This is a genomic window from Devosia sp. Leaf64, from assembly GCF_001421945.1.
Lineage (GTDB): Bacteria > Pseudomonadota > Alphaproteobacteria > Rhizobiales > Devosiaceae > Devosia.
Genome location: NZ_LMLO01000007.1, coordinates 21149 through 34593 on the forward strand (window position 1 = coordinate 21149; position 13445 = coordinate 34593).

The following is a 13445-nucleotide window of genomic DNA, read 5'->3' on the forward strand; positions in this document are numbered from 1 at the left end:
CAATATGAATTTTCCGCCGAGAGAGCGAACCCGGCTGCCTGGAGCGCGTCTCGCGCGGCGGGTGCAGCCTGTTGGAGAAAAAGCGCCGCGCCGCGCCAATCATCTCGCCCCGATCCTCGCCAGCTACCGCAAGGTTGCACTGGGACTGGCGCTGGTTCTTCTGGCGATCAGCGCGATTGCGTTAATGGCCCTCGATCGGCCGGCCTATGTGGTTGCGCCTAATCCGACACTTTTATTGGCTGGGGTCGCGTCGCTCCTGTCCGGAGTGGGTCTTCTCATTGCGGGCCATCGCAGCATTCGCCGCCAGCTTGCCAAGGCCGCGCAGGACACCCAGGAAATCGTCGCATCCGTCCATCGTGACGCGCTGACGGGAGTCTTCACGCGCTCCTATTTCATGCAGGCGCTGCGCGACGAAATCTTTCATGGCTCGTCGCGGTCCCTTGGCTATCTGCAGCTCGACATGGATAATCTCAAGGTGCTGAACGACGGCGCAGGACATGGCGCGGGCGATGCGGCGCTGGTGCATTTGGCCAAGGCGATTGCCGAGGTGATGCCAGGCGCGGTGATCGGCCGGCTTGGCGGCGACGAATTCGGCATTGCCGTGCTCGATTGCGATAATCGCGGCGCGCTCAAGCGGCTCGGCGAGGAATTGCTCCGCCGCCTCGATCAACCGATTACGATTGCCGGGCGGCCGACGCGGCTTTCAGCGACGATCGGTTTCTCGCTGGCGCCGACGGATGCCAGCGATGTCGACGATCTCATCGCCAAGGCCGACCTTGCGCTTTACAAGGGCAAGCGCGCCGGGCGGCGGCAGGTGATTGCCTTTGATCCCGATATGCTGGGAGATGAGCGGCATCGCCGGTTCATCGAGCGGGAACTGCGCGCAGCGCTGCTGATGGACGAGTTGGAACTCCATTACCAGCCGGTCGTTGGCGCCGACATGAAAGTGCGTTCGCACGAAGCGCTGTTGCGCTGGCGGCACAAGGTGCGCGGCATGATCCCGCCTGCGCAGTTCATCGGTATTGCCGAAGAAAGTGACCTGATCGACAAGCTCGGTGAATGGGTTTTGCGGCGCGCGCTCAACGATATCCCGACACTTGGCACGCCTGTGGCGATCAACGTCTCGGCAGCGCAACTGCGTCGCGGTGATTTCGCCGCAAAATTCGCGACCATGGTCATGGATAGCGCGGTCGAGCCGGGCCGGTTGATTATCGAAATCACTGAAACCGTGCCGCTTGGGGCAGGGCTGGTCGAGCAGGGCAATCTCGAAACGCTGCGCAGCCTTGGCTTCAAGGTGGCGATCGACGATTTCGGCGCCGGTCACGCCAGCTTGCAATATCTGCGCGGCTTTGCCTTCGACGTCATCAAGATCGACCGGACCTATGTCGCCAATATCGGGGAAAGCCGGATCGATGCGATGATCGTCGAAGCCATCTGCGATATTGCGCGCTCGCTCGAGGTGGAAGTGATTGCCGAAGGCGTCGAGACGGAGGTTCAGCTCGACCTGTTGCGCCGGGCTGGCTGCACCGCGTTCCAGGGCTATCTGCTGGGACGGCCAGGGCCATTGAAGCCGGCCAAACTTGCCGATGCGGCATAGGACCGGGCCTGAGCCCGGTCCCGAGTTTATTTAGGACGCGGCTGCGCGGGCAGCGTCGAGCCAGCCATCGACAGCGGCACGATTCTCCTCGATCCAAGCGGCGGCCTGGGCTTCGATATCGGTGTCGCCGTCATTCATCGCCGAATTCTGCGCAAAGATATCTTCGAGCGGAATAGCGACTTCGTTGAGCAGAGCGCCCACGGCCGGGTTGTCGGCGAGGAACTCGGAATTGACGACCGGCACGATGTCATTGGCCGGGAAGCCGAGCTTGCACGGATCATTGATGCAGCCCTCAACGCCTTCGAGCGTCGCGGCATCGGCAAGACTCATATCGGGCAGGTCAACTTCTGGCACTTCGATCCAGACGACATCCTTGCCGGGCACTAGCTGGTTTGCGGTCCAGTTCGGCGTCCAGGTGTAATAGAGGATGTGCTCGCCACCCTTATAGGCCGCAAGTGCGTCGGCCATGGAGGCGGAATAGCCCGCCTTGATCGTGTTGATATGGTCGCGCAGCTCATAGGCATCCATGTGATGCTCGATATTGATCTCGCAGCCCCAGCCCGGTGGGCAGGCGACCATATCTGCCTTGCCATCGCCATTGCGATCGAACGCGGCCTTGACCTCGTCGCGCTTGAAGTCTTCGAGCGAAGTGATGCCGAACTCGTCGGCTGCAGCCTTGTCGATCAGATAGCCTTCGAGCGCGCCGCCCTTGGCAACCGCACCGACGATTTCAGCGCCGCTCGAAAAGATCGGCTCATAGGTGGAGTGGAGCGGGAACCAGCCATCGACCCACATGGTCACATCGCCCATGGCGACCGACTGATAGAACGGCGGGTTGTCGAGCGTGATGGCCGGAGCAACGTCATAGCCAAGCTCCTGGAGAAGCTGGCGGTAGATTTCGGTGTGGAACCAACCAGTGTCCCAGGTGGGCTGGGCCATGGTGATCGCGGTGCCGGCGCCTGGGCTGTCCTGTGCGATTGCCGGCAGGGCTGAGGTGGCGAGAAGGGCGGCGGCGAGGAGAGGAAGGCTCTTATCGAGACGGAACATTGCTGTTTTTGTCTCCTTGTTTTTGCTTTTCGGTGTTCCGCTTGTGCGGAGGCGAATGGGGGCAGAGCGCCCCCAGCGTGGCGGCGATTAAGCCGCCTTTCCCGCTTGGGCCGGCGCCGGGGCGCCTGGCTTAAACAGGGAAATGATGGTCTGGCGGAGCGAGGTGGTTTCGAGCCTCTTCTGCTCGCCAAGGCCTTGGGTGATGCGATCGAGCACGATGGCAAGGATGACGATGCCAACGCCGCCGGCGGTCGCGCCGCCGACATCGAGGCGGCCGAGGCCGGTATTGACGGTGAGGCCGAGGCCACCGGCGCCGATCAGGGCGGTGATGACCACCATCGAGAGCGCCAGCATCAGGGTCTGGTTGAGGCCGGCCAAAATCGTTCGCATGGCGAGCGGCAATTGCAGCTCGAACAGCATCTGCATCGGCGTCGAGCCGAAGGCGGTCGAGGCTTCTATGAGGTCGGTCCGCACATTGCGGATGCCGAGATTGGTGAGCCGGATGATCGGGGGCAGGGCAAAGATGATGGTCGCGATGATCCCGGGGGCCATGCCGACGCCGAAGAGCATGACGATGGGTACGAGGTAAACGAAACTGGGGATCGTCTGCATGATGTCGAGCACCGGGCGCGCGATCTTCCAGGTGAGATCGCTGCGGGCGGCAAGAATGCCGACGGGCACGCCGATGATGGTGCAGAACAGCACCGAGGTGAGGATCATCGAAAGGGTCGTCATGGTCTCGGGCCAGAGGCCGATCATGTCGATGAAGGCAAAGCCGATAAGAGTGAAGATGGCCATGCCGCGCCCGGCATATTTGAAGGCGAGGAGCGCAAAGACCAGGGTCGTGACCACCATGGGCACGAAGGCGAGAAAGTCATCGAGGCCGTTGAGCACCACGCTAATAGGCACCTGCATGGCGCGGAAGAAGGGCCGGAAATTGGGAACAAGCCAATCGCGGACGAGGAAATTGACCCAATCGTCAAAGGGAATGATGAGGAAATCGGACGGGCTCAAGGCACGTCTCCTTGTCTTGGCGGCAAGCCCAGAAGGGCTCGCGCAAAATGGGAATTTTTAGCGGGGGGGCGCGGTTTCAGGCAGTGGGCGCGAGTTCGCGCTGCTCGCCCTCGGCCTGCGGCTCGGGATCGGGGGTGACTGGATCGGCCGAAAGCTGAGCAAAAACCGCTTCGGGCTCGATGACGCCGATCAGGCGATTGTCCGCATCGGTCATGGCGATGGGGAGGCCTGAAGATGCTGGGGCGTAGAGATCGGCGAGCTGAGTATCGCGATCGGCCGTCGGGAAATCGGTGATGAGCACATCGGCCAGCGGCACATCGGCCGTGCCGCTTTCGCGATCGGCGGCGGCGGCTTGCTGATAGGTCACGACGCCGGCGATATCCTCGCCATCGAGCACATAGACCGCGCTGCGGTTCTGCTCTTCCATGGCTTTGACGGCATCGCCCGCCGTATCGCCCGTCAACTGCATGGGTAGGGCATCAGTGGCGACGGTTGCGGCGGTGAAGACGCGGCCCCGATCAATATCGGCCACGAAGGCGGCCACATAATCATTGGCCGGCTGCGAAACGATATCCTGGGCGCTGCCCACCTGAACGATCTCGCCATCCTTCATGATGGCGATGCGATCACCGAGCATCAGTGCTTCATTGAGATCGTGGGTGATGAAGACGATGGTCTTTTTCAGCGTGCGCTGGAGCACCAGCAGCTCTTCCTGCATTTCCTTGCGGATCAGCGGATCGAGCGCGCCGAACGGCTCATCCATAAGGAGAACCTGCGGATCGGTCGCGAGCGCCCGGGCAAGCCCGACGCGCTGCTGCATGCCGCCCGAAAGATCGGCGGGTAGAGAATCGGCCCAGGAGGAGAGGCCCACCTGTTCGAGGGCGATCAGCGCCTGTTCGCGGCGCTCGTCGCTCGATACGCCTTTGACCTTGAGGCCATAGGCCGCGTTCTCGGCAATGGTGCGATGGGGGAAAAGAGCGAAATGCTGGAAGACCATGGCGATCTTCTGACGGCGGATTTCGCGCAGTTTAGCGGGAGAACAGGAGGCGACATCATCGCCATCGATCAGTATTTCGCCGCTGGTGGGGCGGATGAGGCCGTTGAGCATGCGGACGAGGGTGGATTTACCCGATCCCGAGAGGCCCATGACCACAAAGATCTGGCCTTCTTTCACATCAAATGCGGCATTCTGGACGCCGATGGTCTGGCCGGTCGCTTCGAAAATGTCATTCTTGCTTTGGCCGGACTTGAGCATCTCAAGGGCGCGGCCGGGCTTTTCGCCAAATATCTTGAAGACGTTCTTTACGCTGATCTTGCTGGTCATAAAACCTCGTCGGTTTATGCCGGGCAATCCAATTTGTCGGCGTGCCAGTCATTCAATAGAGCTGGCGAAAGACAAAATAATATCGGCGCTGATACATGAAATGTGTCAACGCTCAACCCAGGCATGTTGCTGTTCTGAAGCCAACTTAACCGCGGATAATCTGCATTTCAACCTTGCGGTGGCGAAATTTGGCATTTTTCAAGGCAAGAAAATTTTAGCATCATCCATGGAACCAATTTCCAATACGACTGAAAGCGCCGGATTTACTGGTGACTCAGCAGCAAGATTTGTCGCGATCGTCGTGCATACGTCGTGGTTGCATGGCTCCCAAGCCGGTGGATATAAGGGGAGGCACAGGCGAACGGGGAGTAGCGACTTGGACTTGAAGCGGATCAACGATCACGTCAGCGTTTCGGGGCAGATCAACCCGGAAGATGTCGCCACGCTCAAATCCCTCGGCTTTGTCGCCATCGTCAACAACCGTCCTGACGGTGAATCGCCCGACCAGCCGGCGGGTGCCGAGATCGAGGCTGCCGCCAAGGCTGCCGGTCTCAACTACTATGCCATTCCGCTGGGACGAGAAGGGGTCAATCCCGAACTCGTCGAGAAGACCAAGGCCGCGCTCGAGGGGAACGACGGCCCGGTATTCTGTTTCTGCCGCTCCGGCACGCGCTCGACGACCCTTTGGGCGCTGAGCCAGGCTGGTGAAACGGACGCATCCGAGATCATCTCGCAGGCGGCCGAGGCCGGCTACGACATGAGCCATCTCGCCGGCATTCTGTCGAGAAGCTGACACGAACGACTATGGCGGCATGGATGGCCCGCCATCCGAGCCGCAGAACAAGCTGAGCCGGACCCTCTAGCCTAGGGTCCCAACCCTCTCCTGCTCGGAATTTAAATCGATGCCAATCAAGAAAATCCTCGTCGCCAATCGCAGCGAAATCGCCATCCGCGTGTTTCGCGCTGCCAATGAACTCGGGCTTAAGACCGTCGCGGTCTACGCAGAGGAAGACAAACTGGCGCTGCACCGGTTTAAGGCCGACGAGGCCTATCTGATCGGAAAGGGCAAGGGCCCGGTCGAAGCCTATCTGCAAATCGAAGAATATATCCGTATCGCGCGGATTTCCGGCGCCGATGCGATCCACCCCGGCTATGGGCTTCTGTCTGAATCACCTGAGTTCGTCGATGCCTGCGACGATGCCGGGATCATTTTCATCGGCCCGCGCGCCCAGACCATGCGTGATCTCGGCAATAAGGTTGCCGCGCGCAATATGGCGATCGCGTCCAAGGTGCCGGTGGTGCCCGCGACCGAAGCGCTGCCGGACGATCCGGAGACCATCAAGAAGCTCGCGGCCGAAATCGGCTATCCGCTGATGCTGAAAGCCTCATGGGGCGGCGGCGGGCGCGGCATGCGCCGGATCATGGATGAAAAGACGCTGCTTTCCGAAGTTTCGGAAGGCAAGCGCGAAGCCAAGGCTGCCTTCGGCAAGGACGAGATGTATCTCGAAAAGCTGATCGAGCGCGCCCGCCACGTCGAAGTGCAGCTGATCGGCGACGATCACGGCAATCTCGTGCATCTTTTCGAGCGCGACTGCTCCGTGCAGCGCCGCAACCAGAAGGTCGTCGAGCGCGCGCCGGCGCCTTACCTCTCTGATGCCGTCCGCACCGAACTGACCGATGCCGCCGTGCGCCTTGGCAATGCTGCGAACTATCGTGGTGCCGGTACGGTCGAATTCCTGATGGATGCTGATACCGACAAGTTCTACTTCATCGAAGTGAACCCGCGCATTCAGGTCGAGCACACGGTCACCGAAGAGGTGACGGGTATCGACATCGTCAAGGCGCAGATCCACCTGCTCGATGGCGCCGTGATCGGCACGCCTGAGTCCGGCGTGCCGCTACAAGAGAACATCAAGCTCAACGGCAATGCCATTCAGTGCCGCGTGACGACCGAAGATCCGGAACAGAATTTCATTCCGGACTACGGCCGCATCACCGCCTATCGCGGCGCAACGGGTTTTGGCGTGCGTCTCGACGGCGGCACGGCTTATGCTGGCGCGGTCATCACCCGATACTATGATCCGCTTCTCGAAAAGGTCACCTGCTGGGCGCCATCGGCTGAAGAGGCCATTGCCCGCATGCATCGCGCCTTGCGCGAATTCCGTATTCGCGGTGTCTCGACGAACTTGGCATTCCTCGAAAACATCATCACGCATCCCGATTTCGTCGAAAACCGCTATACGACGCGCTTCATCGATACGACGCCGGAACTCTTCAACTTCAAGCCGCGCCGCGACCGCGCGACCAAGCTCCTGAGCTATATCGCCGACGTGACCGTGAACGGGCATCCCGAAGTGCGCGATCGTCCGCGGCCTCCGGCCGATGCCGCCGCGCCCTTCGTGCCGGATTTCCCGCCGCTTGCGACGATCGATGGCAGCCGGCAGGTGCTCGATCGCGATGGTCCGGCCGGTCTTGCCAAATGGATGAAGAGCCAAGAGCGCGTGCTTTTCACCGACACCACCATGCGCGACGCGCACCAGTCGCTGCTCGCGACACGCATGCGCTCTTTCGATATCACGCGGATTGCCCAGGCCTATTCGCGCGGGTTGCCAAACTTGCTCTCGCTCGAATGCTGGGGCGGGGCGACGTTTGACGTCTCGATGCGCTTCCTCAATGAGGACCCATGGGAGCGCCTAGCCAAGGTGCGCGAAGGCGCGCCGAATATTCTCACCCAGATGCTGCTGCGCGGCTCCAATGGCGTCGGCTACACCAATTATCCCGACAATGTCGTCAAATTCTTCGTCAAGCAGGCAGCCAAGGGTGGCGTCGACATTTTCCGCATTTTCGACTGTCTCAACTGGGTCGAAAACATGCGCGTCTCGATCGATGCGGTGGCGGCCGAGGGCAAGGTGGCCGAAGGCGCCATCTGTTATACCGGCGACCTCTTCGATCCTGATCGCTCCAAATACGATCTGAAATACTATGTCGGTCTCGCCAAGGAACTGGAGGCCGCAGGCGTCCATGTGCTTGGGATCAAGGACATGGCGGGGCTCTTGAAGCCTGCTGCGGCCAAGAAGCTGATCGAAACGCTGCGCAACGAGACTGACCTGCCGATCCATCTCCACACCCATGACACCTCGGGCGCTTCGGCGGCAACAGTGCTGGCGGCAGTCGCGGCAGGTGTCGATGCGGTCGATGCGGCCATGGACGCCCTCTCGTCGACGACCTCGCAGCCGACGCTCGGCTCGCTTGTGGCGGCGCTTGAGGGCGACGCACGCGATCCGCACCTGGACGCCAAGGCGATCCGCCAGATTTCCTTCTATTGGGAAGCCGTGCGCACGCAGTACCGCGCGTTCGAGAGCGATCTCAAGGGTGGCGCTTCGGAAGTCTATCTCCACGAAATGCCGGGCGGCCAGTTCACCAATCTCAAGGAACAGGCGCGTTCGCTCGGGCTTGAAACGCGCTGGCACGAGGTTGCCCAGACCTATGCAGACGTCAACAAGATGTTCGGCGATATCGTCAAGGTGACGCCATCGTCCAAGGTCGTGGGCGACATGGCGCTCGCCATGGTCTCGGCGGGTATCGCTCGCGCCGATGTCGAAAACCCGGACAAGGACATTGCCTTCCCCGATTCGGTGGTGGGCTTCTTTGCCGGCGATCTCGGCCAGCCGCCCGGTGGTTTCCCGGAAAAGCTGCAGAAGAAAGTCCTCAAGGGACGCACGCCGCTGACCGAGCGGCCGGGTTCCTATTTGAAGGATGTCGATCTCGAAGCCGAGCGGAAGAAAATCTCGGAAGAGGTCGGCGTGCCGGTCGATGATTTCCGCCTCGCCTCGTACCTCATGTATCCAAAGGTCTATTCAGACTTTGAAAAGACTCAGGATCGTTACGGCCCGACCGAAGTGCTGCCGACCCCAGTCTATTTCTACGGGCTCGAGGAAGGCGACGAATTGCTCGTCGACATCGAGAAGGGCAAGACCCTCGTCGTCAACTATCTCGGCCGCGCCCCGACCAATGAAAAGGGCGAAGTCCGCGTGTTCTTCGACCTCAATGGCCAGCCGCGTACCATTGCCGTGCCCGATCGCTTGAAGGCGGGCGAGGTCAAGGTCCGCGCCAAGGCAGCCGTCGGCGATCCCAAGCAGGTTGGTGCGCCCATGCCGGGCGTCATCTCGACCCTCGCCGTCAAGGAAGGCCAGAGCGTGCAGGCGGGCGATGTGCTCTGCTCGATCGAAGCCATGAAAATGGAAACGGCGATCCATGCCGAGGTCGATGGCGTGGTGGCGGAACTGCTGATCCGCCCAGGCGATCAGATCGATGCGAAGGATCTGTTGGTTCGGTTGGAATAGGGGCGGGCCCCCACCTAACCTCCATCTAATAGGGGGAGGGATCTAGCGGTGGCTCCCGAGCATCGCGCCAAGCTCAATAGGTCCCTCGCCTTTTAAGGGGAGGCTAGGTGGGGATGACACTTCCCTCGCCGCCTGTGCATGCCATTCGACCATAGGTCTCATGGCCTTTTCGGCTTGAAAGGCTCCACTGGAGCCTTTCACCCGCGTAGCGGGACGCCGAAAAGTTGCAAAAATTGCGCAATTTGCACCTTGAATGGTAGGCGCAATGCGCATTTTATAGGCGGGCTTTGATTTGCCCGATCGCTGGCCGACGGTTTTTCCCGCCTCCCCTTCGGGCCTCATTTTTATGTCTGGATACTGTCTTGGCTACCCTCAAGGCCGGCCGCGCCCGTTCACGCGGCGATGCACGGGTTCACGTTGCTGCCGTCCATGACGGTGTAGGCCGGAGCCCCCTGATACGGATCACGCTGTTCTCGCTGCGGCATTATTGGCAAGCGAGTCTGGCTATCGGCGCGACCATTATCGCGGCTGTCTTGCAGCTTATGATTCCGCGGCTGCTCGGCCACGCCGTCGATCAGGCGCAAAATGTGATCAGCGTTGCAGCCGATGGCGCGCAACAGGCGCTGCTCTGGAGCGCGGCGACATTGCTGCTGGTCTCGGTGGCGCGCGGGTTCTTCACCCTGGTGCAGAACTATTATTCGGAATCGGTCGGCCACCATGTCGGCTACGAATTGCGGCTCGCCTTTTACGATAAGGTGCAGCGCCTCTCCTATTCCTATCACGACCGCGTCCATTCGGGCGATCTGATCACGCTCGGTCTCCTCGATCTCGATGGCGTCCGCATGTTCTTTTCGACCGGTTTCGTGCGCACGATACTCTTAACCGTCTTGATCGGCGTTGGGGCCTATATGCTGCTGACGACCGATGTGGTCCTCGGCCTTCTGGCGCTGAGCTTCGTGCCGTTCGTCGCCTGGCGGTCCTCTGTCGCGCAATTGCTGCTGCGCGGCACCTGGATCGTCTTGCAGGAAAAGCTCTCGGTGCTGACCCGCGTGATGGAAGAAAACCTTGGCGGTATTCGTGTCGTCAGGGCATTTTCGAGCCAGACGCATGAACTGGGCAAATTCGACACCGCTTCTGCGGCGGCGCTCGACCTTGCGCATGAGCGCGTGATGATCCGCGTCAAGAATACGTCGATGATGACCCTGTCGTTCTTCGTTGCCATGGGCCTCGTGCTCTGGGTCGGGGGGCATAAGGTCATCGCCGGTGAAATGACGGTCGGGACGCTCGCGAGCTTTCTGACCTTCATGACCATCCTCCAGATGCCGGTGCGCCAGCTTGGGCTGATGGTCAATTCTTTCGCTCGCGCCGATACCTGCGGGCAGCGGTTCTATTCCTTCATCGATCAGGCCGAAGAGATCATCGACAAGCCCGGGGCTCTGCCGCTGGAGATCACCAAGGGCACGCTGCGTTTCGAGGATGTGCATTTCACCTATCCCGGCGCCGCGCATCCCACACTGACCGGGGTCACCTTCGAGGGACGTGCCGGCCAGACCATCGGCATTGTCGGCGCGCCGGGGAGCGGGAAATCGACTGTGGCTCACCTTATCCCCCGCTTTTACGATGTCACCTCGGGCCGTATCACGCTCGATGGTCAGGACATCAGCCAAGTGACGCTCGAAAGCCTTCGGCGCCAGGTTGCCGTCGTGCAGCAGGATTCGTTTCTCTTTACGACGACCATCGAAAACAACATCGCCTATGGCGATCCGTGGGCCAAGGAAACCAAGATCGAGCGCGCCGCAGAAAGCGCGCAGCTCCACAATTACATCATGGGCCTGCCCTCCGACTATGACACGGTGGTGGGCGAGCGCGGCGTATCGCTGTCGGGTGGCCAGCGGCAACGCCTCGCCATTGCCCGAAGCCTGGTTTTGCGGCCTGCGGTGATGGTGTTCGACGATTCGACCGCCGCCATCGATGCCGGCACGGAGCATCGCATCCGCTCGGCCATCAAGGCCTATGCGAGCGATCGCGTGACGATCATCATCGCCCATCGCCTTTCGTCGCTCATGCATGCGGATCTGATCCTCTTTCTGGACGACGGGAAAATCGTCGAGCGCGGTAGCCATGCCGAGCTTCTGGCCGAGGGCGGGCGGTATCGCGCGCTCTATGATCTGCAGACGCGCCCAACGGATATCGATATCGGGGAGGCCGCCCAATGAGCGTCATTGAAGAAGACGAACGCGACAGCGCCACTTTCCCCGGCCAGCGGCCGCCGCGCGCCAGCGTTGGCAGCCATAAGATCGAGGAAGAGGTTTTTGGGAAGGCTTACGACCCCAAGACCGTCCGCCGGATCTGGGCCTTCGTAAAACCCTTTCGCGGCAAGATCTATCTGTCGGTCGCTGCGGTGCTGGTTTTCACCGCGACCCAATTGGCAATCCCGCTCATCATCGGCTGGGCCATCGACGGGGCCATGGTTGCGGGCGGCAATGCCAATAATCTCATGGTCGCCGTCGGCGCTTTTGCCGTGGCGGTCCTGCTCAATTTTGGCGCGTCCTATGTGCAGGAAACGCAGGTGGGGCAGGTTGCGGAGAACGTGCTCTTTGAAATGCGACGGGCGATGTTTGCCCAGCTCCAGCGCGTGTCGCTCAGTTTCATGGACAAGACCGAGGTTGGCCGGCTGATGAGCCGGTTGCAGGGCGACGTCAATTCCATGCAGGAATTTTTGGAGACCTCGGTCATTTCCGTGGGCGACATTGTCCTCTTGATCGGCATCGTCGTCGTGCTGTTGACGCTCGATCCATGGCTCGGGCTGCTGACGCTCGTCACCATGCCAATCCTCTTCATCGTCCGCATCTTCTGGTTGCCGCCGGCCAAGCGCGCCTTCTGGGCGGCGCATGAGACGAATTCCCTGACCAATGGCGCCATGGCCGAGGGGATCAATGGCGTGCGCACGGTGCAGAACCTCGAGCGCCAGCAGGTCAATTTCGATCTCTATGACGACAAGGCCTACCACAATCTCGAAACCCAGCTTACGGGCTCGAAATTCGCCCAGGTCATGGTACCGATCGTCGATAGCCTCACCGGTATCTCGATGGCGACCGTGGTTCTGGTCGGTGGCTCGCTCGTGCTCAATGGCTCGCTGCAGGTCGGCGTTATCGTCGCGTTCCTGTTTTATATCCAGCGCTTCTTCGATCCGATCCGGTCGCTGACCATGCAGTATTCGATCATGCAGCGCGCCATGACCTCAGGCCGTCGCATCACCGAAGTCTTGGACCTGCCGGTGACCATCACGGACAAGCCGAACGCGGTGGAGCTCAAGAGCGACATGGATGGCTCGGTCGCTTTCCACGATGTGGTCTTTGGCTATGATCCCGAGCGGCCAGTGCTCAAACACGTGTCTTTCCGGGTCAATCCGGGCGAGACGGTTGCCCTTGTCGGGCCAACGGGCTCGGGCAAGACCAGCGCAATGGCGCTCGTTCATCGCTTTTATGAAGTGCAGGGCGGCGCGGTGCTGGTCGGCGGCCACGATGTGCGCAATGTCACCCAGGAGAGCCTTGGCGAACAGGTCGCCATGGTGCTGCAAGAGCCGTTCCTGTTCACTGGCACCGTCTTCGACAATATCCGCTACAACAAAACGTCCGCAACGCGCGAGCATGTCATCGCGGCGGCCAAGGCCGTGGGTGCGCATGAATTTATCGAGCGCTTGCCGGATGGCTATGACAGCAAGCTCGAACAGCGCGGCTCGAACCTGTCTCTGGGACAGCGGCAGCTTCTCAGCTTTGCCCGCGCGCTAGTGGCGGACGCGAAAATTCTCGTCCTCGACGAGGCAACGGCCAATATCGACAGCTATACCGAGCGGCAGATCCAGAAGGCGCTGGAAACGCTCCTCGAAGGACGCACGGGGCTCGTGATCGCGCATCGTCTGGCGACCATTCGCGGGGCCGATCGGATCATCGTGCTGCAAAACGGGGAAAAGATCGAAGAGGGCAATCACGACGCGCTCATGGAGCTCGGCGGGCTTTATTCGCGGCTCTACAACATGAACTATGCCAGCTTCGACGATATTCCCGATGAACTCGTCGCCGAGGCCAATGCCAAGGCGGCAAGCACATAAGGAAAAGGC

8 protein-coding genes are annotated in these 13445 nt (G+C 60.8%); 5 read left to right on the forward strand and 3 right to left on the reverse strand.

Annotation, left to right across the window (positions count from 1 at the left end):
• Positions 1–61: 61 nt before the first annotated feature.
• On the forward strand, positions 62–1597 hold the full coding sequence (locus ASE94_RS04970) for a bifunctional diguanylate cyclase/phosphodiesterase (RefSeq protein WP_162236045.1): 1536 nt from the start codon (positions 62–64) through the stop codon (positions 1595–1597).
• 30 nt (positions 1598–1627) lie between these two features.
• Here the strand turns inward: ASE94_RS04970 and proX are convergent, their stop codons facing one another.
• The 3 genes from proX to ASE94_RS04985 all read right to left on the reverse strand — a co-directional run bounded on the left by proX (position 1628) and on the right by ASE94_RS04985 (position 4982).
• Positions 1628–2644, reverse strand: a complete 1017-nt coding sequence (gene proX / locus ASE94_RS04975) for a glycine betaine/L-proline ABC transporter substrate-binding protein ProX (protein WP_062629455.1) — start codon at positions 2642–2644, stop codon at positions 1628–1630.
• Positions 2645–2731: 87 nt separating this feature from the next.
• Positions 2732–3658 carry a proline/glycine betaine ABC transporter permease gene (locus ASE94_RS04980; RefSeq protein ID WP_062629456.1) on the reverse strand — a complete coding sequence of 309 codons (927 nt, stop codon included), beginning with the start codon at positions 3656–3658 and terminating at the stop codon, positions 2732–2734.
• 76 nt (positions 3659–3734) lie between these two features.
• Positions 3735–4982 (reverse strand): glycine betaine/L-proline ABC transporter ATP-binding protein, encoded by a 1248-nt coding sequence (locus ASE94_RS04985; RefSeq protein ID WP_062629457.1) that lies wholly within the window; start codon positions 4980–4982, stop codon positions 3735–3737.
• A gap of 376 nt (positions 4983–5358) precedes the next feature.
• On the opposite strand from ASE94_RS04985, the gene ASE94_RS04990 reads away from it, so the two are divergent.
• The 4 genes from ASE94_RS04990 to ASE94_RS05005 all read left to right on the forward strand — a co-directional run bounded on the left by ASE94_RS04990 (position 5359) and on the right by ASE94_RS05005 (position 13436).
• Positions 5359–5775 carry a TIGR01244 family sulfur transferase gene (locus ASE94_RS04990; protein WP_061908222.1) on the forward strand — a complete coding sequence of 139 codons (417 nt, stop codon included), beginning with the start codon at positions 5359–5361 and terminating at the stop codon, positions 5773–5775.
• A gap of 109 nt (positions 5776–5884) precedes the next feature.
• Positions 5885–9325 (forward strand): pyruvate carboxylase, encoded by a 3441-nt coding sequence (pyc, locus tag ASE94_RS04995; protein ID WP_062629458.1) that lies wholly within the window; start codon positions 5885–5887, stop codon positions 9323–9325.
• Positions 9326–9777: 452 nt separating this feature from the next.
• On the forward strand, positions 9778–11541 hold the full coding sequence (locus tag ASE94_RS05000) for an ABC transporter ATP-binding protein (protein ID WP_244483979.1): 1764 nt from the start codon (positions 9778–9780) through the stop codon (positions 11539–11541).
• Positions 11538–13436 (forward strand): ABC transporter ATP-binding protein, encoded by a 1899-nt coding sequence (locus tag ASE94_RS05005; RefSeq protein ID WP_062629460.1) that lies wholly within the window; start codon positions 11538–11540, stop codon positions 13434–13436. Before ASE94_RS05000 ends, ASE94_RS05005 begins: the two co-directional genes overlap by 4 nt.
• Positions 13437–13445 lie beyond the last annotated feature (9 nt).

Coding starts and splice junctions, on each gene's coding strand:
- proX (WP_062629455.1), bottom strand. CDS start 2,644: ATGTTCCGTCTCGATAAGAGCCTTCCTCTCCTCGCCGCCGCCCTTCTC.
- ASE94_RS04985 (WP_062629457.1), bottom strand. CDS start 4,982: ATGACCAGCAAGATCAGCGTAAAGAACGTCTTCAAGATATTTGGCGAA.
- pyc (WP_062629458.1), top strand. CDS start 5,885: ATGCCAATCAAGAAAATCCTCGTCGCCAATCGCAGCGAAATCGCCATC.
- ASE94_RS05005 (WP_062629460.1), top strand. CDS start 11,538: ATGAGCGTCATTGAAGAAGACGAACGCGACAGCGCCACTTTCCCCGGC.